Genomic DNA, 21,283 nt, shown 5'->3' with positions numbered 1-21,283 from the left:
CAGCGTCACTGCCCCGGTCCTTCCTTATTACTGTTGAACTGGCGTATAATTGACCGTACAAATCGCTTCCGTAGTTTTTCCAAGCTTGTTGCTGGCAACGATTTTGAACGTATTCACCCCAGGAGTCAGCGTCACATCCATACTAGTGCTGTAGTATACGATTTTATCATTCACGTATAATTTCGGCGAATCGTCGTTCTCATCGCTAACCGTCCAAGAAAGCGTAATTGTCTGTGATGTTGTTGTTTCAGGTATATATCCTAGAACCAAACTCGGACCTTGCGGTTCAAATACAACTGTGCGCATCTCCTCCGTTGCTTTACCGAGATTATTCACCGCTCTGATCTTGATCGTATTCGAACCTGGCGTTAATGATATGGTTGTGCTTGTACCATAGCTCTGCTCATCATTCACATATACTCTAGGAGAACTATCATTAGTATCTGATACAGTCCAACTAATGCGCAATGATTTTTTGCCTGTTGTCTGAGGAATATCAGCCAATGTTAAGGTCGGGCCATTGTTCGTAAAGTTAACTTCTTTCGTCACTTCAGCGACCTTTCCGAGTTTATTTACTGCTCTAATCGTAATTTTATTAATCCCCGGCTTAAGTGACACGCTCATACTGCTGCCATAGGCCTGTTCATCATTTACATATACTTTGGGAGAGCTATCGTTCTGATCTTTAACATTCCAACTGACTTTAATAGAATTATTAACGGTCGACTCCGGTAATGTGTCTACTGTCAGTACAGGAGCCCCTCCCGTCAATACGACTGTTTTCGTCACTTCTGTTGTTTTGCCCATGCTATTAACCGCTTTGAATAATAGTGTATTTGTACCTTCTTTAAGCGTAAATGTCGTACTTGTACCGAACTGTTGCTCTCCGTTCAGATACACCTTCGGAGAACTATCGTTCTTGTCCTGGACTGTCCAATTTAGTTTCAATGTCTCTTTATCTGTAGTCGCCGGAACGTCCAAAACATTCAATACAGGACCATTACCTTGGAAAACAACACGTTTAACGACTTTGGCCGATTTGCCAAAGCTATTCTGAACAACCACCGTAATTTCGTTGTCTCCATCCTTGAGTTTAACTGTTGCTGATGATCCGAACTGCTTCTCATCGTTTAAGAATACGACAGGAGATGAATCATTCTCATCCTTTACCGTCCAAGACACGGTAATGGATTGTTTATCTGTTTTCTCGGGTACACCTTTTACTTCTAGTGTTGGTGCTCCTTTCTCAAACTTAACCGTCTTTGTCACGGATTGTGTTTTTCCGCCAGGCAATCTTGCGGACACCGTGTATTTGTAGCTCCCTTCCTCTTTCAACCGGAACCCAACACGGAATTGGCCTTGATCGACTTCTGCCTTCTGGTTATTGATGAATACTTCGGCGCCTTTGGTTACGTCACCGGTAATATAAAATGTCGGTGACGATACTGTCTCTGGAACTTCAACATTCAATGTTAATGCCTGCTGACTATCTGCCGCCGCTCCCTTGATCACACGATACAGTAGAGCTGCTGACTCTGCACGCGTAACTGCTTGCGCCGGTTTAAATGTTCCCGTTTTGTATCCATTTATCAACTTTTTCTCTACAGCTAGAGCCACATATGTGCGCATATTTGGGGAAATATCGTCTTCGTCGTAAAACTGATTAAGAATATTCTTATCCTTCAGTTCATCTGGTTGATAACCCATCGTCTTTACAAGCGCGACAGCCACATCTTCCCGAGTCGCTTTCCCTGTCGGGTCGAAGAAAGCTTTACCCGAGGGTGGATAATACCCTGTAATAAACTCTTTAGACGCCTCTACAGCTGTATATGACCATCTTGATTTGGTAACATCAACGAAAGTCTCAGGTTTACTCTCATCCGGCAAATCTAAATAAAACGCACGCGTAATAATTGCTGCAAACTCCTCACGAGTCACAGTATTATTCGGTTTAAACGTATTATCAGCATAACCTTTCACAAGCCCTAACTGAGCCATGCTATTAATTTCATCCTGCGCCCAGAATGTACCGCTAACATCTGTGAACTTCGTTCCCTCTTCCGCAAATGAAGAGCTTGAAAAAGACAAATTAACTGCCAGCAATACACCTAAAATCATTCCTGACCATTTCTTCATGCTACACACCACTCCTGACCCCAATGATTAGCACATAGGTAAATAGATATATGTACAATGAGACTATTATAGCAACCTTAGCATCTGATTTTTGTCGAATTATGTCATATGAAGCATGAAAAACTCAAAAGAAAAGACCGCCTTCCGACTGAAGACGATCCTAAGTTTGAAATGCACCATTTCCTCGGCTTGCATATTCGATTTTAGCTCCTTTTCACAACCTCTTATTTCCCTCCTGCTGTCACCTCAGCTGTCTCCTGACGAATCAGACATGCCGCCAATAACCCAATACCCAGCACAAGTGCCAACAAAATGAACGTCATGAGGTAACTGCTAATTTTCATCAAATAAATGGATAGAATCGGGCCGAGACTTGTGCCTGCGAACAGAATAAACGTATAGACTGAAACTGCAATCCCTCGCGATTTTCCACCCAACTGACCAATCAGGGACACCAAGGATGGAACAGACAATGCAATACCTGCAACGAAAATGACACTCATGAGGACGACCACGGGCAGACTAGCGATCATCCCTAACGATGCCAGCCCGATCACCGCTAGCAAGAGCCCCCCACGCAATACCGAACGCACTCCGATCCTGCTCGCGAGTTTCCCTGCGAACGGAGAGATGATCATGCCCAGCACACCGGCCAGACGAACGTAGAGAATTTCTTGTTTGCTTAGACCAAAATCCGGCCCACTCAAGTAATTGCCCAAAACCGTATACATGCTGACGAAGGACATAAGCAGAACCAACGCAACCAGATAACCCAACACGAGATTTTTCTGTGTGAACACCTTGCCGATCTGCTTCAACGGCGCCCATATATTCGCATGAGCCTGCTGAATCTCGCCTTTCGGCAAGAACAACACAACAAGCAGCGAAGTGACGGCATACACCACAGCCAGCAGATAAAATACGGCATGCCAGCCATACGCCTGACTCATCAAGCTGCTGATGACCTGACCAACAATGCCCGCAACCAGAAATCCTGTACTAATAAAGCCGATGGTCGTCACCCGCTTCTCTGCAGGGAACATCTCTACCGCGTAAGCAAGGGCAACCGGTGAGAAGGTTGCGGCCGCAGCCCCCTGCAGGCCTCTGAGAATAAGAATCCAAGCGAAATGATCCGCCATGCCGAGCAGGAGAGAGATGATGGCCAGTACAATAAGTCCGATAAAAATGACTTTCTTACGCCCATATTTGTCTGACAATGCCCCATAAATCAGACATCCGATCGCGAACCCCAGCGAGAAGATGCTTCCCGCTGAAGCCGCTTGCGTCAACGTAATGCTGTATCGATCAGAGAATAGCGAGATCAGCGGCAAGGTCACGTACAAACTGGACATGACCGCCATCCCTGCCCAACAGAGGACCATCGTCATCAATGAATAATTTCGTTTTCGAGTTGATGCTTGAATAACCTGTGCCATAACGCACCTCTTTCATCATCTGTCTTATAACTAGTTAGCTAACCTAACTACATGCGCAAAAAAAATTACCTTCCCACCCCCAGTCGATTCTCCATCGAACGATTTAATTTCAACAAAATCTTCTCGAGCACGCGCTGCTCTTCCGGCTCCAAATCGGCCATGAACGATGCACAAGCGGCCCAGAAGATCGGCAGGACTTGATCAATCAGTGCGCGTCCTTCCGCCGTAATCTTGACATGCAGCATGCGTCCATCCCCCGCGCTAGGCTCGCGCAGCACCCAGTTCCTCTTCTCGAGCCAGTCGAGCATGGTTGTAACGGAAGCGCGCCGAATTCCAAGCCGATCTGCCAAGGCTGAAGGCGTCACGCGTTCTCTATTCTCATGCAGCGTCAAGAGTAGCAGGAGGTCCAGTTTACTCTCAGTAATACCGAACGGTGCGAGATCCAAGTCCATCGCATCCAAAATATGATCCCCGAGCCACATCATCAGCAGTCCTAGCGACGCAGATTGGCGATTCGTCTCGCTCGTCGCCGTGCTGTCCATCAATTCAACATACGGCGTCACGCCTAATTTGGGCAAATGGTCTGTCGTTAACTCTTTCTTTGATCTACTCATCCAATCACCTTTCCGCACAACTAGTTAGGTTAGCTAATTACAATGTAATCGTTCGTGCTGAAAATTGCAAGCAGAAAACATAAGATTGACAGTAAAAATTTTCCTATGGTAGGATGGACTCACTTGAACACAATGGAGGGTTACGTGTGGCTAACTAATTTTTCGATTTTCTTGTGCACAATGAATGGAATAGCGGCTAACAGCTATATTGTGTATATTGTAATCGGAGAATGGTCTGCCTACTGGGTAACCTAGATCGGTGATTGATGATGAATGAACCTTGCGATCTCGCTCGGTGATAATAACGATCTGTGGCGTATTGTCCCATGATATCGTTAAGCTTCTTCTCGAGCGGACACCTGAAGGTTCCTTACGAATCGCTTATTTCTTCGATGACGATAGACACAGGCTGCCGGCCTTTGTTTTTTTAATTGGATATCGAATGGGGGAATCTCGCAATGAGCGAACAACTATTACAATTCAATGACATTGAATTATATACCGAAAGCTTCGGAAATGCCTCACATCCAGCGATTCTGCTGGTCATGGGGGCGCAATCCTCGATGGTGTGGTGGGAGGACGGCTTCTGTCAGCGCTTAGCGGATGCAGGGCGATACGTGATACGTTACGATCACCGGGATGTTGGACGTTCCACCGCTTACGAGCTGGGCCAACCTGGATATACGTTCGAAGATTTGGCGGATGATGCAATTCGTATCTTAGATGCCTACGGCATCGCTCGCGCCCACATCGTCGGCATGTCCATGGGCGGCATGCTGACGCAGATTCTGGCACTGAGACATCCCGAGCGCGTACATACCGTCACACTCCTCGCAACCTCGAACTTCGCGCCCGAGCTTCCGCCAATGGAAGAGAAGGTGATGCAGTTCTTCGCGAATGCCGGGGCCATCGACTGGACCGACGAACAGGCAGTCACCTCGTTCACGGTCGGCAAATGGCGAGTTCTCGCAGGGTCAAGGCATCCGTTCGACGAAGATCGAATTCGCCAATTGGCGCAAGAGGAGCTCCGTCGATCCCGGCGGTTCGACAGCATGAACAACCATGGCATGGCTGCAGGCGGCGAGTCATATCTATTGCGAACAAGAGAGATCAATATCCCGGCGCTGGTCATCCATGGCACGGAAGATCCGATCATCCCTTATGCCCATGGGGTTCTTCTGGCGAACACAATCCCAGGCGCGGTGCTCGTGACGCTGGAAGGTACCGGGCATGAGCTTCACCCTCAAGACTGGGATTCGATCATTTCGAGGATCATCGCACATACGGATCTGTAACAAACAAGCGGCAGCCTGAACAGAATATCTGTTCAGAGCTGCCGCTCTTGCTATTCTCCGAGCACGATTTGCCGTTCTACAGCATCCCACCGCCACGCTGGACGGTGCCCTTGCAGATGCACACCGCCATACCAAGCGTCGATGCCATTATGAGTGACCCAATCTGCTTCACCTTGCAATACGCGCTCAGCGAATGGCGTCATCGCGACATCCTGATTCTGCAAAGAGAAATATTGACCGGGAGGACGCTGCATCTCTCTGTCGCCTCGAAGCTCAATCAACGGATGCGAGCCTTCTGCCATGCGGCGCAATATATAGCCATACTGCAAATCACCCATGCCAAGCCGATGCAGCTGATCGCCGACTTGCTTGAAAAGGCCGTGGGCGGAATGCTCCCCTTCTTGCAGCACCTTCAGCGTCGCCCGTTCCACGATCCCCAGCCCGTCCAATGTCGATGGGAACTGCGCAAGGTGCGTCATGAACGCATCCGCTGCGAATGGCAGAGCGCTCGTATCTGTGCGAAGCAGCTGCTGCAGCGACTCCGGATCTTCTGACGTGTACGCCTGCCAGAAGGCACTGCCCAGTGCCAGTTCGTCCTTACTGACCATCTTCCACGTACCCGAGAGCTCGCTCAATTGCGCTGTCGATAGCTGACCAAGCCCGCGGAATAGCGGAATCCCCGGATAACTCCCGATGCAGAGCAGGTGGATCTTCGTCTCCGGCAACGATTGCCTTCCGAACCAATCCAGCAAGTACACCAGCATCGTCTGATCGAACAGATCATGCTCGAACCATAACACGATGTCTCTATATTGACCGCATGCGGTGAGCGTGCGCTCTTGCTCTTCGCTACCCCGCACGAATTCGATGCGAGGCACCCCGATCGTCTTCTCTAAATAGTCGGCCCGCAGCGCGCGATGATCCCCTGCGACAGGATCGGTAAAGACCGGGCCGTGCGGATAGACCTCCCGCCAGACGAGAATGTCCCCCTTCACGACGCCTTGGCGCAGCTTCTCGGCGACAAAATCGCCGTTCACAATATGCAGCATGCCTGCTCCCCCTTCGTACAAATGATGGAATACTGAGACCAGATCGGCAACGGGCAGCGCGTCCTTCAGCTTCTGGCGGGCGTCGAACAGTCTCTTCTTCAAGGTCGGTACTGAGACGTCCAGGAACCCCGAAATTTCAGCGAGCGAGTACCCTTGCAAATAGAACAAGCGCACAACAATCCGCAGATTCGAGCTTAAGGAGGCGATCGATTGTCGCACCGCCTCCTTAAGCTCCCGGCGCTCCATCCAATCGGATAAGCTGAACGTGGACGCGATCGATTGCGCCGCATCGTCGTAAGGCACAACCGGATGCTTTTTCCCCCGCAGCATCCTGTAGCACTGTCGTTCGACGATCGCTTTGAACCAGCCTGGGAATGCTTCCGGCGTCTGCAGCTGGCCGATATGCAGATATGCCTCCGTGAACGCCTCCTGCACCGCATCCTCCGCAAGTTGAACGTCCCGCAGCTTCTCATAGCCGACCGCGTGCGCCATCATTGCGAAATGCCTGACGATCGGTTCGAAGGCTCGCTCGTTCCCTTGTCTTACTTCTTCGATGTATTGAAGCACGCACCCCGCTCCTCTCTTCTGTCCTATATCCTAGTGCCAACTTAGACACGAAAGGTTACATCGATCCTTGCTTCACATCCGCATCCCGCGCACATCTGTCGACTTTTTCCCTGCTAATCCATTCGCAATGCTGCACGCAATGAGCGCCTGTGCTGCGAAATACGTGAGCATAACGAGAAATCCCGATGCCGGCACTGACCCGATAAATTTGTTCCAAGCCAGAATCGAGTCGGAAGCCACAAATAGGATTGACCCGACCGCTGCATACGCATTACGACTCATCAACGCGAGCCAGCACATCACCGAGATGACGCACACATAGGCGAGTACGGGCAGCCATAAGCCATTCTGGCTAGGATCCCCCATAATGCCTTCATGCAATTGGGAACCGACGAACCCTGAATAAGCGCCGATCGGCAGGATCCACAGCAGCCCTAGCCAGGTATACTGCCACCTTCTGACCATGGCTGCAATGTAGAGCAGGTGGCCGATGAAAAAAGACCCTAATCCGAGCATGAACCAACGATCCCCTGCATTAAGCAGGAACGTATCGCCCGCCATACTGAACAATAACCCGGCTACGATGAGGCCCTTATACGCGCGGGTGCGGTCCATCGATTTCGAACGAACGGCCAACACAAGGATCAACAGCATAGGCAGCAGCTTGAACACCCAGTGTATGAGTGCAACATCTAACTGCAAGGTGGCTAAATGAATGCCTCCACACACTAGAATTGCGAGAATAAGCCCTCTTTGAACCACGCACATTCCTCCATTCGCGATATTACTCTTTTCTCTACTCCTATGCGGATGCCCCTCCATGCCATGATTGATCTCTAACTATTCCCGATAAACGCCAAGAACTCCTTCGTTAGGAAGGAGTTCTCGATTGAATGAAATCTTGTTGAATTAGGGCTGAACGGGAATCGTTAATTCCAGATCCTTAATATAGGTCTTATCGCCAAGCTTGCCGTTGCTCTCACCGACGATGCTCCAATCTGACGTCTTCACCGTGAACGTGTAAGGTTTGATCGTAATCGATTTCTGTGTCGCTCGGAGGCCGGAATACAACTGGTCGATATGGTACGCAGTATCTGGCAGGCGATGGAAAAAATCGACCTGATTCTGATTCAACACGTTCCCTTGATCATCAACAATGTCATAATACATCATCGATGGGCTGTATTGTCCCGATTGCTCTGGCGCTGCAGGAACAGCGCCCGTACTATCCAATACCAATCGCGTCGACAACGGCGTTAGCTCCAATTGCTTGACCGTATAGCTGAACTCGCCGCTCGATTGCGTTGCGTTCGGTTCCAAAGCTAATGTCTGATTGTCAATTTTCACGGGAATCTTGAAGACAAACGGCTCTTTCACCTGTGTTACCTCGGTTTGAACAGTTAGCTCGAATTGATCTGGCAAAGACAGCCCTTCGGATAAATCCACGAGAATGGTGTTATCTTTCTGCGGCACTTCACCGAAAGCGCCCTTACTGAATTTAATTTCCTTGCCATCCGCGAGGAGTGTCGGTTGCTTCATGTAGCCTTTCTTCCCGCCATCCCCTTGATACGGCATCATGACCGATGCCATGTCTATGCCTGTGCGCTCCATTTGCAGAGCCAGACGGGTTCCATCGTATAACAGCTCCGTCACTCTCAGAGTCACGCCGTCATGTGTCACGCTCAAGTTAGGAATGCTCGCAATGCCTTGCTCCATTGCCGTCTGAAGCCGCTCCTCATTCGTACCCGAGAAGAGGCTGCCGATGACCGGAATCTGCTTCAGTGTCGCGGCCATTACAGGAGAGACATACCCCGTTCCGATGATGCCGGCGCCTAGTACAGCCGCCGCAGATACGGCAATGGCTGTTTTTTTCATCACATTCGATTTATGTTTGTTACGCATTCTATTCTCTCCAATCTTATCCATGATCTGATCACTCATACTCGCTCGCGGCATGTCCGAATCACGGATCCATTGCTCGATCGTATCCATTTCCTTCGTTGATTCAGGCAAATGTACCATGGGTGTTTCCTCCTTTATGAAGCTTGTACTCGAGCAGCTTGCTGCGCAGCCGCTCATATCGCTTGCGGATCGTGGCCGGCTTGATACCCATAATCTTGCCGATCTCTTCAAAGCTGTATTGCTCAACCGCTTTGAGCAGCAGAATATGGCGTTCTTCCGGTGTGAGATACGTCAGCATCTCCTCAATCACAGACTCCTTCGGCGAAATCTCCACCTTCGGCTGCTGTTCCTGGACTGCATTCACTAGCTTTAACCAGCGGCCCTGCTTCCTCTTCATATTCATCATGTGGTTGTAGGCCATTTTATAGAGCCACGCGGAGAAGGACACCTGTCTGCTATATTGATCCAGATGCTCATAGGCCCGGATAAAAATATCCTGTACCGCGTCCTCCGTCTCCTCGTGATTTCTCAGAATATAGTAGCAATAGGTATACATTTGCCGTTCGAACTGCCGAATGATCGATGCATACGCTTGCTTGTCTCCATGTTTGACACGGTCGATGACCGCTTCAATCGCCTTGGCTCTCTCTTCCACTTCCCCGGGGATGGTTGGCTTCACAGGCTCACCTCCTTTGTATCTATGCCTATATAACAATTAGCGCCAGCCGTTTTGTGACATCATTTTCGCAATATAAAAAAACACCCTTAGAAAAAGGGTGCTTCGCGCTATACGTCTACTGCCGAATCCGTTTTGTGCGTAGAGATGTAGTGCTCCCCGATCTTGATCATCTGCTCCAGAATCGGGGTCAGGCTGTTACCAAGTTCGGTCAAGCTGTATTCCACCTTCGGCGGCACCTGACCATAGACTTGCCGATGGATCAACCCGCTCGCTTCTAGTTCCCGCAGCTGCGTCGTCAACACATGTCTCGATACGCCAGCAACCTCCCGCTGAAGCTCGCCGAAGCGCTTCGTTCGCTGTTGCAGCGCGTAGAGAATTCGAGGCTTCCATTTCCCGCTGACCATTTGAAGGCCTACCTCGACCGGGCAGCCGAATTGTCCATCCTGATACGGCATGTCTACCTCCACCATTCTATAGTCAGGTTTATATGACTAAGTCATTATTTTCTGCGTACTTATCACATCGCGAGAATTCCGTTAACATCACTCTTATACGTGTATTATAAAGGAGAATCCGAACTTATGAACGACTTATTTCATCCAAGCCCCGTCCTGCGACCCGAAGACATGAACGCCGCATTCGCTAACGCCTATAATTCAGGCGATATCAACCATCTGCTGGCGCTCTACGAGCCGGACGGGGTGTTGATTAATCCGAGCGGGGCCCAAGATCGAGACGAAGCCGCAAGACGAGACACGCTCACCGATCTGCTCCGTCTGCAAGGGACCATGGTGTCGAAGAACATCTACTGCGTACCGTTCGAGAATATCGCTTTGCTGCGCGCGCACTTCACCCTCACCACGGTCGATGCAGAAGGCAAGCCGCTGCAGATTAGTGGTCACACATCCGAGATCGTGCGGCAACAAGCCGACGGCAGCTGGCTGTATATCGTCGATCACCCGACCGGTGCGGGATCACTCGGCGACGTCAATACGTGACCTGCATGTCTTCATCCCCCCTTCACGCGAAAGACGTAGTATAATGCAACCAAAGGGGGGATGACATGTGGAGCGTAAATATTCGATTGGGGAAGCCGCAAAAATGACCGGAACCACCATTAAAACCGTCCGTTATTATGACACGATCGGATTGCTTCGGCCGACGGGATATACCGAAGGCGGGCATCGGCTGTACACGGCTTCAGATCTGTGGCGCTTGGAGCTGATTACAACGCTGCGATACCTGGATTTCGGGATTGAGGAGATCAAGCAGATGATCTCTGGGGAGGTTCCGTTAGGAAAAGCACTGGACTGGCAGATTGAATCCATCGAGTCACAGATGAGCACACTCGCGAATATGTTATCTATCTTGCGGCAAGCGAAGGATCACGAAGCAGATTCCTTGTATTATATCCATGACCTGGTGACCACACGGGCTATCAATACGGAGAAACGCCATAAATTTATACTTAAAATTGTAGAAGAATCCAAATTGCTGGAGGGTATTCCTGCAGAATGGAGAAGCTCGTTCCTGTATAACTTTAATAAACACATTATCCATCAGTCGAAAATATCAGCCCAACAAACCGTCGCATGGCAGGAATTGCAGGAGCTGCTGAACGATCCACAGTTTATTGCCGACTTGAAGAACGATGAATTTCTATTCTTCAACATGGTCCATCAGCCACATTATGATGCCGCGAGATGGGTCAAGAAAATAGATGAAATTCACGACCGGCTCAATACGGCGCTAAAACAAAAGCGGGCTGCTGATAGCCCCTACGTCCAAGCGATTGTCGAGGACACCGCTTTACTGTATGCCAACGCAGGACAATCGGCGAGCCAAGAAGATTTTTTCCGCTACTTCGCCGCTTATTCTCAGCAGCCTAGGACCGAACGGATCGAACGATTCAATGCGCTATGCTCCATCCTAAGCCCCAAATATCGCTTGTTCGCGAAAGGCAACGACTTATTGCTTCAAGGCATCCAATGGAAGCTCGAGCAGCAGTAGTCGGCAAAAAGCCGAGGGCAAATTGCCCTCAGCCTTTCTGTAATGTAAATGCCGGATGGTCACCGACCGTCTGATCCAATAATTTAACCGGCTGTTGCTTCAAGTAATGGTTAAAGAAATCGAGCGAATAATCGTTAATCAACTGATGGACGCGCTGCACGTCAACACCCTCCGACTTTTCGAATATCGGGGAAATCAGATACATGTCCGAGAATCCCATATGCTTCATATGCTTCAGGGTCATCCAGTAGTTCCCGCCTACGGCTACAGATGCTTGACGCGCAAACGTATCCTCAAAAAACTTGTCGAGGTCTTTCCGTGTCGTGCCTTGGGAAGCGATCTCCTCGTCGCTCATATGCGTTGTCCCTGCCAATGTGCCATCTGCGCTCATCATCAGGAACGGCTTCTTCAGCCCGTCTGCCGGTATCCGGAGCTTGCCGTAGAGTCCGCCGTCCATATTGATCGCGGCTTTGATTCGTGAATCCGTCATGAGCATTTGCGTTGTTGTGGCCCCGCCGAAGGAATGACCGAACATGCCAATGCGTTCTAGATCCATCCGATCCGTAAATCGATGATCCGGATCATTCTTCGCGAGCTTCTCGACTTGGTCGAGCACGAACTTCGCATCTTCCACCCATTCTTCGTTTATTTGATCTAGATAGTCGATCGTATTGCTTTCTTGGGGAACAAATGGGACGACACGTCCATCAGGGAACACGGATATCGTACTGCGATACGTATGATCGATGCCGACCACGATATATCCATGGCTGACTAACTGTTCGATCTCGAACGTGTTCTGGTTCTTCGTCCCATTCAACGAATGCGAAAAAATGAGCACGGGATAGGACGATTCCTGATCGGATAACGCGGCCGCTTCGATCGCATGCGTCTTGACGAAACCGATGCTTGTAAATAATAGCTTAGGCATATGCAACGCCGTGCCGTATCCCTCTGCAAAAATATCGGGGTGTGAAACATAAGGAGCTCGCTTGCCTTTCGCGTCAGCACTCACCGGATACCAGATCTGAACCATTAATTCACGCTTATCGCCGGGTTCGGGCGTATGAAGCTCCTCTCTCCGATCGTCCTTCCAAGCGTAAGATACGGTGCCGATGTTGTATGGGCCTGTCGGCTTCTCAAATGTGAATACCGGTAATAGGAGCGGCAGCGCTACAGCGATGAATGAATAGAGGACAGCCAGCGTCGCCACCAGAATCAATCGGATGCGCGACGCCTTTTTGTTCACTTCCTTCGGCTTGGTAATATGTCTTGCTCCCCACATGACAATCGGAATGAGCGATATCAGATAGACCGGAGTCATTTGCCAACGCATGCCTTCGATAAGCCCATGCAGCAGCACGAATAGCATTGAAATCCCGGCACCTACCATAAGCCCCCGCCGCGACTTGTTCCTAGCGAAGATCAACCAACCGAGCAATAGAATATTCAACATCGTAGACAACATTTCAAAAGACCTCATAACGATAAAACCTCCTTATTTTCTGTTCCAACAGCTTGCTGAATCCAAGCGTAAAACCTCCCCTAAGGGGATATTCAATACCCATTTTTCAAATTCATAAAAAAGAAATTTAATAGATAATATTACTGACATTTATATTTACTATTACATATATTAATTTTACTTATGGTTCTGAATCGCTATATAGTTAAAGAAGATAGGATGGAATATAGTGATAAGGAGTGATAACATTGGAAAGAGTTGTTGGAACAGTGGTTAGAGGTCTTCGATGCCCGATCATCAACCAAGGGGACAATATAGAAGAGATCGTCGTAGATAGTGTGTTAAAAGCGGCAGAAGTTGAGGGTTTTCATTTCAACGACAAGGACATTGTGACAGTAACGGAGTCCATCGTCGCTCGGGCTCAAGGCAATTATGCGACAATTGATCATATTGCTACAGATATCCGTTCGAAATTCGGAGATACGACGATCGGCGTCATTTTCCCGATCCTAAGCCGGAATCGGTTCGCTATCTGTCTGCGCGGTATTGCAAAAGGGGCTAAAAAAATCGTCCTTATGCTCAGCTACCCCTCGGATGAAGTGGGCAATCACTTGGTAGACATCGACATGCTGGATGAAAAAGGCGTGAATCCTTGGACGGACGTACTCACAGAAGAACAATTCCGAGGTTATTTCGGACATAACAAACATCCATTTACGGGTGCCGACTATATTGATTACTATAAATCGTTGATTGAAGAGTACGACGTTGATTGTGAAGTTATCTTCTCTAATAATCCTAAATCCATTTTGGATTACACTAAAAATGTGCTCACATGCGATATTCACACCCGATTCAGAACGAAAAAAATCTTGAAAGCGAATGACGGAGACAAAGTTTACAGCCTCGACAACATCCTGTCGGAATCCATAGATGGCAGCGGCTATAATGAGGCTTACGGTTTACTCGGATCCAACAAAGCAACGGAAAATACCGTCAAGCTATTCCCGCGCAACTGCCAACCTGTCGTGGATCATATCCAACGCATACTTCAAGAGAAGACAGGCAAACATCTTGAAGTCATGATCTACGGAGACGGCGCATTTAAAGATCCGGTGGGTCAAATATGGGAGCTTGCGGATCCGGTCGTATCCCCGGCTTACACCTCCGGCCTGAGCGGCACGCCGAATGAAATCAAATTGAAGTATTTGGCGGACAACAATTTCGCCGATTTAAGAGGCGAAGAGCTCCAGCAAGCGATTGCTCAATTCATTGACCATAAAGGATCGGATCTGATCGGGGCGATGGAAGCGCAAGGAACAACGCCGCGGAGACTTACGGACCTGATTGGTTCGCTGTCCGATTTAACTTCAGGAAGCGGAGATAAAGGTACGCCGATTATCTTTATTCAAGGCTATTTTGATAACTACACCAAATAATGCAATCGAGGACTGCGATTGTTAAGTAAAGCAATGCTCGTGATGAGCATTGCTTTTATCTGTTTGATGCACGTTAATCCGGGATTTCCCTTTCAGCAGCCCTTCTGGCAAGAGCCTGTCCAAACGGATTCGCGTTCTCGATACTTCGCTGGGTTGGGATGGATACGCATATCCCTTTCCGTCTGTTCTCGTTGTTTAATGATAATTAGTTTGTTATTGTGTCAGATAAGAAATGATTGTTAAGGACAAGCGTAAGAGGGTGAAAAGATATGAACAAGAAATATCCGATCGGGGAAGTCGCTAGAATGACGGGATCCACCGTGAAGACGATCCGTTACTATGATGAGATTGGATTGATCAAGCCAAGCGAGTATACGGAGGGCGGTCATCGGCTGTATACGGCAGATGATATCTGGCGATTAGAGCTCATTACGACTTTGCGCTATCTGGATTTCGGCATTGACGAAATCCATCAGTTGATTGCAGGGGAATTAACCGTAGAGAAGGCGCTGGCGTGGCAGATCGAGTCACTGGAGACGCAGGCGAATACGATCGCGAGCATGATATCCGTCTTGCGACAGGCTCAGATGCACGGGAACGATTCGCTTCGATACATCCATGATCTGGTGAATGCACGGACCATCGATACCGAGAGTCGCAGACAATTCATCGCAGACAAAGTGGAAGAGGCTCATTTATTCGAGGGTATCCCCGACGAGTGGAGAGACCCTCTTCTATATTATTTCAATAAATTCGTCGTCCATCAGCCCAAGACGTCGGCCAAGCAGACGGCCGCCTGGCAGGAACTGCAAGAGCTCATGAACGATCCGCAATTCATCGCGGATCTGAAGCGCGTCGAGCTGCTCTTCTCTCGTATCGTGCATCAGCCCCGCTATAACGCGGCGACTTGGGGGAAGAAGATGGAGCATATTCAAGATCGCTTGAATCACGCATGGAAGCAGAAATGTACGGCAGGCAGCACGGTGGTCCAATCCATTGTAGAGGATATGGCCATGCTGTATGCCAATTCAGCGGAGTTAGCGCCTAGCGATCGTGAAGACTTCTTCCGATCCTATGCGGAATATTTCGAGAGCACACGAACCAAGCATTTGGAACGGTGCAACACGTTATGCGCCATCATTAGCCCGCAGTACCACCAATTGTATAAGGGAAGCCAATTATTATATCAGGGCATCCAATGGAGACTTCAGCAGCAAACAGAAGGTTGTTAACCTTTTTGCAGCGTAAAATCCGGATGTTCGCCGATGTTCTGCTCCAACAGCTGAAGGGGCTGGTGCTTCAAATAATGATTGAAGAAATCCAGAGAATACGCGTTGATCAAGCGGTGAGCCCCTCGCGCGTCGACACCTTCCATCTGTTCATACAGCGGGGAGAACAGGTACAAATCCGTGAAGCCCATATGCGTCATATGATTGAGCTTCATCCAGTAGTTGCCGCCTTCGGCAACATGCGCATACCGTGCAATCAGGTCCTTCATCATCTGCTTCATGGCCGGATCTTGGATCATCTGCAGGCTATCGAGGGATCCGTCCGCACTCATCATGAGGAACGGCTTCTTCAGACCTCCAGCTGGAATTCGCTGCTTGCCATACAAGATGCCATCCAGATTCACGGCCGCTTTGATCCTCGCATCCGTCATCAGCATCTGCGTGCTCGTCGCTCCGCCGAAGGAATGACCGAACATCCCCACGTTCTGCAGATCCATTCGCCCGGTGAACCGGTTGTCGGGATCGTTCTTCGCGAGCTTCTCCACTTGGTCGAGCACGAACTTCGCGTCCTCAACCCATCCGTCATTAGCTTGATCTAAGTAGGTACCCGAGTTCATGTCTTGCGGCACATATGGGGCCACTCGACCATCCGCAAACACCGATGCCGTACTGCTGTAGGTGTGATCGATGCCTACCACGATATAGCCTTGGCTGGCGAGCTGCTCCACCTGGAAGGTGTTCTGATTCTTGTGTCCACTAAATCCATGCGAGAACAAGAGTACCGGATAGGTTGTTGCCGACGCGGACAGTTCCGCGGATTCGATGGCATGCGTCTTCACATAACCAAATGTCGTGAACAAGGCCTTCGGCATGTTCAAAATCGTGCTGTACCCCTCGGCAAAGACATCCCCATGTGATAGATAAGGGGCCGTACGGCCCTTGGCTTGTGCATCGGCTGGATACCAGATCTGCACCATCAGCTCGCGTTTGTCGCCAGGTTCGGGCGTGAGCGTCTCCTCCCGCTGTTCATCCTTCCAATCATAAGTGATCGTACCGACCTTATACGGCCCTGTCGGCTTCTCGAACGTGAATATCGGCAGTACAATGGGCAGCGCGATGGCGATAACCGCGTACAGCGCGGCCAGCACCGTCGTGAGGATCAATCGGATACGGGAACGTGTACCTTTTTTATACCCCTCTTTGGGTGTGAACGCCCGACGTACGGCTAAGATTACGATCGGGATGAGCGTCATCGTATAGACCGGAATCATCTGCCACCGCATGCCTTCGACGAGCGCGTGTACCAGCACGAGAATCACGGATATACCGAACCCACCGAGCAGCCCGCGCTGCGACTTGCTCCTCGCGAATACCATCCAGCCAAGCAATAGAATATTGAAGATTGTTGTCACCATTTCAAGTGATCTCATAAGTAAAACTCCTCCTTGTTCCTGTTATTGCTGCTTGTTCCAACCAAGCATACAACCTCCAGTAACTGGAGTTTCAACCCCTCTAATTCGATGAAAAAGAGTAACTGTGGCTACAGCAAAAAGAAGCGTCAGCGAACGCGATGTTCTCTGACGCTTCCGTCTTCTATTAATTCCCCTGCTTCTTCACACGACCCATTAGCCCGTGGAGCGTCTGAACAAACTGGTATCCTGTCACGTGCCCGAGCCCGCCGTAAGCACAATCCATCTCATTGTAGAGCACCGTACGATCTCGACGGATGCTTGGCCCATAGATGAGCACCGGCACCGGATCGCCGGTATGCTCGCCAATCTCGCACGGCGTCGAATGGTCGGCCGCGAGCGCAAGGTAGACATCTTCCGGAAGGCCTTCGGCAATCAGGCCGACCATCCGGTCGAACTGCTCAATCGCCTTCGCCTTCTCGAGCGGCTTATTGTCATGGCCCATCAAATCCGGTGCCTTCAGATGCACGAGCACCATATCGTTCTCCACGATCTGCTCCAAGGCCAGCTTCGCCTTGAGCGCTACATCCGTATCCACGTTCGCCGTCATGCGGCTGTCCGTGATTGGCGTGAAGCCGGCAAGCTTCGCGACGCCGAGCACGGTGCCTTCACCGGCAATGCAGCTGCCTGTCAGATGCAGCCGTTCCGTGATCGGCTCGAGCAGAGCCATCTGCCCCGCGCCCCGCGTGAGGATGAAGTTCGCAGGTTGCTGCCCTTGCTCCACCCGCTCCACGTTCACCGGATGATCGGATAACAGCGCGTGCGCCTTCGCTAGAAACGCATTCAGTATACGCGCCGTTCTCACCGCTTCTTCCGTCGCGTTCAGCGGCAGAACCTCATGATACGAACTGCCGTCGTTCGGCGCCTTTGGATCCGAATCGCTAATCTGGTCGCTCAAGCCCTCGCCGCGTAGAATGAGCACCGCTCGATGTTCCGTAGCCGGGCGGAATTCGATCTGAACACCGTCGATCGCGAGGCCCCGAAACGCTTCCGCGATCGCTTCCGTTCCCTCACGGATACGGCCTGCCCGGCGATCAACCACAATGCCATTCTCATCCACGGTTGCGAAGTTGCAGCGCAGCACCACATCCCCCGGCTGGACGTCCATCCCGATGCCGAGCGCTTCAATGGGACCGCGCCCTGGATAATGATGCGGTTCATAGCCGAACAAGATCAAGTGCCCCATATCGGTGCCAACGGGAATCCCGGGACTGATCAAATCCATCATGCCCGTAATCCCTTCGGCTGCAAGCCGGTCCAGGGTCGGCGTATTCGCGTATTCCAGCGGTGTTCGATTATCTAACATAGGATGTGGACGGTCGCCCAATCCGTCTGCAATCGCAAGAATTACTTTTCTGTTCAACATGGTCGCCTCCTATACTCCTATGACCTCTATCTATATTCCAATCACTTTAAACCAAGTAAAGACAGCCAAGCTGATGACGCATGCCCCGATGAAGCAGGTCACAATCGCATATTTCACTTGATCCAAGACGGAGAAATAACCGGTTCCGAAATAGATCGTATTCACCTTCGAGTGCGGCGGCAGCGTAATCGTATACGTCATCGTCATCGCGGCTGCGAGAGCCAGCGGCACCGGGTCCATCCCGAGCGTCTTGGCCAGCGCGATAAATGCCGGTATGAGAATCGTAACCCGTACCGTTTTACTCGTAAAGATCAAGTGACTGTACATACTGAGGAAAATAACGACGATCACGACTAGTGTATGGTTCATATGCTCCATCCCTAGACCCATAACCACTTTATTAATAATCCACTCCGCGCCTTTGGATTTATCCAGCGCATTCCCGACCGCGTACGCACCCGCGGCAAAAATCATGAGCTCCCACTTGATATTTGTCTCTTTCCAAGTGAGCAGTCCGATGCGGGGCAGCAGACATAAGAGTGCGCCCAGCACAGCTGTCTGCTCCGTACTTAATTCGAAGCCGAACCACGCCTTGTGGTAATCGCCTGTTGCCCATAACAGGACGGTGAAGACGAAGATCGCGAGCGCCTTCTTCTCGTCGACGGAGAACTTGCCAAGCTTCTTTAGCTCTTCCTTCAGCGTATCCCTCGCGTTCTCGAAACTTGATCCGCTCTTGAGCGGGAACAGCTTCAAGCCGATGAAGAACGTCAGGATCATCGTAATGATCGCCGTTGGCATCGACGCGAGCAGCCAGTCCATATACCCGATATGACCGCCAGCCTGTTCATTAATGAACCCTACCGCAATAATATTCCCGGACGTTGCCGTCATGACCCCAGATGTCGCGAGCGCATCTGCTTGAACGCCCTGCAGCATCATCACGCGTCCCAGGTTGCTCTCTCCCGGCAGCGCCTTATACACTTCGAGCAGAATAAGACAAATCGGCACCATCAGCGTCGCCCTTGCCGTCGTCGACGGCACGAAGAAGGCGAGTATGAAGTTAATGACGATCAATAGAAATAAGGTCTTCTTCGGCGTCTTCCCGAACTGCGTAACCATCCATAAGGATAATCGCCGGCCCAGATTCGACTTAATCATCGCAGCTGTCAGAATGAAGGCAGCCACCATCAACCAGATGACATCGAACCCTAATGTGCCGAAGGCAACCTCTTGATCTTCCACCGCTCCCACGAGCGGAAGCAATAGAATCGCTATAATCGATGTCAAATAAATCGGAATTGGCGTTGTGATCCATAGAATCAGCGCACCCGTAAATATCGCAATGGAACGCTGCGCTTCCAGGCTCATCCCCTCAGGGGTCGGCATGAAAAACAATAATAGCGCGATAATGACAGCAAGCGGAATCCCTAACCTTTTCATGGCGGTCTCAATCTTGCTCTTCTTCTTGACAGATGGCTCCTTCGGTGAAACCTCGGTCATCTCCCCATCCTCCTCAACCTTGTATGTGTTACCGCTTTCATTTTATGAAATCATGGATTATAATACAATTTGATTTATTTGTGATTATCATAACAGATCGTTATAGTTCATTGAGAGGAGTCAGATCGATGAATATCAATAAATTGCAGACCTTCATCACCCTAACCGAATGCTTGAACTTCACGGAAGCAGCCGAGCGGCTCTACTGCTCCCAGCCATCGGTGAGCATGCAAGTGCAGAGCATTGAAGAGGATCTCGGCGTGCCCCTATTCGATCGTATCGGCAAGAAGCTGTACCTGACGAAGCAAGGCGAGGCGTTCAAGCCGTATGCCGAGCAGATCATCAATCTGCTGCATACCGCCAAGGATCATATCCGGCAGCTGGAGGACTTATCCTACGGCACACTGTCGTTTGGCGCGAGTAATTTCGTCGGGGTCTATTTGCTGCCGAAGCTGCTACGTGATTATTCGCGTTCTTTTCCCGATATCAAAATTAACATGAACATCACGTCTTCCAGCGCTTTAACCCACCTGCTCGAATCCAATAAAGTCGAATTCCTCATCATCTCGGACCGGGTCATGGTCGACGAATCGCGGTATCAGCGCAAGACGTTCTATCAAGATGAGCTTGTCCTGGTTGTCCCGCCCTTACACCCGCTGGCGAGCAAAACGTCTTGTACGTTCGAGGACTTGGTCGACGAGACGCTAATCATTAAACCCGATAAGTCCGCCACGCGCAGCTATTTGGAGGAGGAATTCAAGGAACTGGGATTCTCGCCGCCAAAGTATCTCGAGATTAGCAATCTCGAAGGCATCAAACAAGGCGTCATTCATGAACTGGGGGTCGCGATGATCTCAAGCTTCGCGATTGAGCAGGAAGTGAAGCATGGACTCTTGGTCAAAGTACCGATCGAAGGCGTCACCTTCAAGCGCGGCATCTGCTATGTCTATCACCGGAGCAAGCATCTATCCCCTGCGACCAAGCGGTTCCTTGCATTATTGGATGATAAATATAGCGCAAATGCATCATACTAAAGAGAAAATAGAAACACAAAAGAGCCTCCATGACATTTAACCGTCATGAAGGCTTTATTTGTCTGAATATTCCCTGCGATAAGGCGTGTTGAT

Annotated in this window: 18 protein-coding genes; 6 read left to right on the top strand and 12 right to left on the bottom strand. The window is 50.1% G+C overall.

Going from position 1 to position 21,283, the window contains the following annotated elements:
• Nucleotides 1-27: 27 nt before the first annotated feature.
• The 3 genes from GCU39_RS25345 to GCU39_RS25335 all read right to left on the bottom strand — a co-directional run bounded on the left by GCU39_RS25345 (nt 28) and on the right by GCU39_RS25335 (nt 4,186).
• Nucleotides 28-2,136 carry an S-layer homology domain-containing protein gene (locus tag GCU39_RS25345; RefSeq protein WP_152396005.1) on the bottom strand — a complete coding sequence of 703 codons (2,109 nt, stop codon included), beginning with the start codon at nt 2,134-2,136 and terminating at the stop codon, nt 28-30.
• A 224-nt stretch (nt 2,137-2,360) separates the two neighbouring features.
• Nucleotides 2,361-3,572 (bottom strand): MFS transporter, encoded by a 1,212-nt coding sequence (locus tag GCU39_RS25340; RefSeq protein WP_227793331.1) that lies wholly within the window; start codon nt 3,570-3,572, stop codon nt 2,361-2,363.
• A gap of 65 nt (nt 3,573-3,637) precedes the next feature.
• Nucleotides 3,638-4,186, bottom strand: coding sequence for a MarR family winged helix-turn-helix transcriptional regulator (locus GCU39_RS25335; protein ID WP_152396004.1), 549 nt, complete (start codon nt 4,184-4,186; stop codon nt 3,638-3,640).
• Nucleotides 4,187-4,644: 458 nt separating this feature from the next.
• On the opposite strand from GCU39_RS25335, the gene GCU39_RS25330 reads away from it, so the two are divergent.
• Nucleotides 4,645-5,481: an alpha/beta fold macrolide esterase gene (locus tag GCU39_RS25330; RefSeq protein ID WP_152396003.1), complete on the top strand. Its 837-nt coding sequence runs from the start codon at nt 4,645-4,647 to the stop codon at nt 5,479-5,481.
• A 50-nt stretch (nt 5,482-5,531) separates the two neighbouring features.
• Here GCU39_RS25330 and GCU39_RS25325 read toward each other — a convergent pair whose 3' ends face one another.
• From GCU39_RS25325 to GCU39_RS25305, 5 genes are all read right to left on the bottom strand, one after another.
• Nucleotides 5,532-7,097 (bottom strand): sigma-70 family RNA polymerase sigma factor, encoded by a 1,566-nt coding sequence (locus tag GCU39_RS25325; RefSeq protein WP_152396002.1) that lies wholly within the window; start codon nt 7,095-7,097, stop codon nt 5,532-5,534.
• A 72-nt stretch (nt 7,098-7,169) separates the two neighbouring features.
• The gene (locus GCU39_RS25320) at nt 7,170-7,859 is read right to left on the bottom strand and encodes a lysoplasmalogenase (protein WP_193726621.1); all 690 of its coding nucleotides are present in this window, start codon (nt 7,857-7,859) and stop codon (nt 7,170-7,172) included.
• 147 nt (nt 7,860-8,006) lie between these two features.
• A complete protein-coding gene (locus GCU39_RS25315) occupies nt 8,007-9,119 on the bottom strand; it encodes a DUF4179 domain-containing protein (RefSeq protein WP_152396000.1) in 1,113 nt (370 codons plus the stop codon).
• A complete protein-coding gene (locus GCU39_RS25310; protein ID WP_152395999.1) occupies nt 9,103-9,678 on the bottom strand; it encodes an RNA polymerase sigma factor in 576 nt (191 codons plus the stop codon). The genes GCU39_RS25315 and GCU39_RS25310 overlap by 17 nt, the downstream gene beginning before the upstream one ends.
• A 107-nt stretch (nt 9,679-9,785) precedes the next feature.
• A complete protein-coding gene (locus GCU39_RS25305) occupies nt 9,786-10,148 on the bottom strand; it encodes a winged helix-turn-helix transcriptional regulator (protein WP_227793330.1) in 363 nt (120 codons plus the stop codon).
• A 111-nt stretch (nt 10,149-10,259) separates the two neighbouring features.
• Here GCU39_RS25305 and GCU39_RS25300 point away from each other — a divergent pair, with 111 nt between their 5' ends.
• The gene (locus GCU39_RS25300) at nt 10,260-10,676 is read left to right on the top strand and encodes a YybH family protein (protein ID WP_152395998.1); all 417 of its coding nucleotides are present in this window, start codon (nt 10,260-10,262) and stop codon (nt 10,674-10,676) included.
• A 67-nt stretch (nt 10,677-10,743) separates the two neighbouring features.
• On the top strand, nt 10,744-11,688 hold the full coding sequence (locus GCU39_RS25295; protein ID WP_227793329.1) for a MerR family transcriptional regulator: 945 nt from the start codon (nt 10,744-10,746) through the stop codon (nt 11,686-11,688).
• A gap of 28 nt (nt 11,689-11,716) precedes the next feature.
• Here GCU39_RS25295 and GCU39_RS25290 read toward each other — a convergent pair whose 3' ends face one another.
• Nucleotides 11,717-13,171, bottom strand: coding sequence for an alpha/beta hydrolase (locus GCU39_RS25290; RefSeq protein WP_152395997.1), 1,455 nt, complete (start codon nt 13,169-13,171; stop codon nt 11,717-11,719).
• A 230-nt stretch (nt 13,172-13,401) separates the two neighbouring features.
• On the opposite strand from GCU39_RS25290, the gene GCU39_RS25285 reads away from it, so the two are divergent.
• Nucleotides 13,402-14,592, top strand: a complete 1,191-nt coding sequence (locus GCU39_RS25285; protein WP_152395996.1) for a coenzyme F420-0:L-glutamate ligase — start codon at nt 13,402-13,404, stop codon at nt 14,590-14,592.
• A gap of 269 nt (nt 14,593-14,861) precedes the next feature.
• Nucleotides 14,862-15,824: a MerR family transcriptional regulator gene (locus tag GCU39_RS25280; RefSeq protein ID WP_152395995.1), complete on the top strand. Its 963-nt coding sequence runs from the start codon at nt 14,862-14,864 to the stop codon at nt 15,822-15,824.
• On the opposite strand, the gene GCU39_RS25275 is transcribed toward GCU39_RS25280, so the two are convergent.
• The 3 genes from GCU39_RS25275 to GCU39_RS25265 all read right to left on the bottom strand — a co-directional run bounded on the left by GCU39_RS25275 (nt 15,821) and on the right by GCU39_RS25265 (nt 20,156).
• Entirely contained in the window at nt 15,821-17,251 is a 1,431-nt protein-coding gene (locus GCU39_RS25275; protein WP_152395994.1) for an alpha/beta hydrolase family protein, read from the bottom strand. The genes GCU39_RS25280 and GCU39_RS25275 overlap by 4 nt on opposite strands.
• 166 nt (nt 17,252-17,417) lie before the next feature.
• Nucleotides 17,418-18,656: a 2,3-bisphosphoglycerate-independent phosphoglycerate mutase gene (apgM, locus tag GCU39_RS25270; protein WP_152395993.1), complete on the bottom strand. Its 1,239-nt coding sequence runs from the start codon at nt 18,654-18,656 to the stop codon at nt 17,418-17,420.
• Between the two features lie 30 nt (nt 18,657-18,686).
• On the bottom strand, nt 18,687-20,156 hold the full coding sequence (locus GCU39_RS25265) for an SLC13 family permease (RefSeq protein WP_152395992.1): 1,470 nt from the start codon (nt 20,154-20,156) through the stop codon (nt 18,687-18,689).
• A 128-nt stretch (nt 20,157-20,284) separates the two neighbouring features.
• Here GCU39_RS25265 and GCU39_RS25260 point away from each other — a divergent pair, with 128 nt between their 5' ends.
• Entirely contained in the window at nt 20,285-21,190 is a 906-nt protein-coding gene (locus GCU39_RS25260; protein ID WP_152395991.1) for a LysR family transcriptional regulator, read from the top strand.
• Nucleotides 21,191-21,283: the final 93 nt, after the last annotated feature.

Origin of the sequence: Paenibacillus guangzhouensis (genome assembly GCF_009363075.1) — a bacterium.
Taxonomy (GTDB): domain Bacteria; phylum Bacillota; class Bacilli; order Paenibacillales; family Paenibacillaceae; genus Paenibacillus_K; species Paenibacillus_K guangzhouensis.
The sequence above is the reverse complement of the archived record's forward strand: the minus strand, read 5'-3'. Positions and strand labels throughout refer to the sequence as shown.

Coding starts and splice junctions, on each gene's coding strand:
- GCU39_RS25345 (WP_152396005.1), bottom strand. CDS start 2,136: ATGAAGAAATGGTCAGGAATGATTTTAGGTGTATTGCTGGCAGTTAAT.
- GCU39_RS25340 (WP_227793331.1), bottom strand. CDS start 3,572: ATGGCACAGGTTATTCAAGCATCAACTCGAAAACGAAATTATTCATTG.
- GCU39_RS25335 (WP_152396004.1), bottom strand. CDS start 4,186: ATGAGTAGATCAAAGAAAGAGTTAACGACAGACCATTTGCCCAAATTA.
- GCU39_RS25330 (WP_152396003.1), top strand. CDS start 4,645: ATGAGCGAACAACTATTACAATTCAATGACATTGAATTATATACCGAA.
- GCU39_RS25315 (WP_152396000.1), bottom strand. CDS start 9,119: ATGGTACATTTGCCTGAATCAACGAAGGAAATGGATACGATCGAGCAA.
- GCU39_RS25305 (WP_227793330.1), bottom strand. CDS start 10,148: ATGGTGGAGGTAGACATGCCGTATCAGGATGGACAATTCGGCTGCCCG.
- GCU39_RS25300 (WP_152395998.1), top strand. CDS start 10,260: ATGAACGACTTATTTCATCCAAGCCCCGTCCTGCGACCCGAAGACATG.
- GCU39_RS25290 (WP_152395997.1), bottom strand. CDS start 13,171: ATGAGGTCTTTTGAAATGTTGTCTACGATGTTGAATATTCTATTGCTC.
- GCU39_RS25280 (WP_152395995.1), top strand. CDS start 14,862: ATGAACAAGAAATATCCGATCGGGGAAGTCGCTAGAATGACGGGATCC.
- GCU39_RS25275 (WP_152395994.1), bottom strand. CDS start 17,251: ATGAGATCACTTGAAATGGTGACAACAATCTTCAATATTCTATTGCTT.
- apgM (WP_152395993.1), bottom strand. CDS start 18,656: ATGTTGAACAGAAAAGTAATTCTTGCGATTGCAGACGGATTGGGCGAC.
- GCU39_RS25265 (WP_152395992.1), bottom strand. CDS start 20,156: ATGACCGAGGTTTCACCGAAGGAGCCATCTGTCAAGAAGAAGAGCAAG.
- GCU39_RS25260 (WP_152395991.1), top strand. CDS start 20,285: ATGAATATCAATAAATTGCAGACCTTCATCACCCTAACCGAATGCTTG.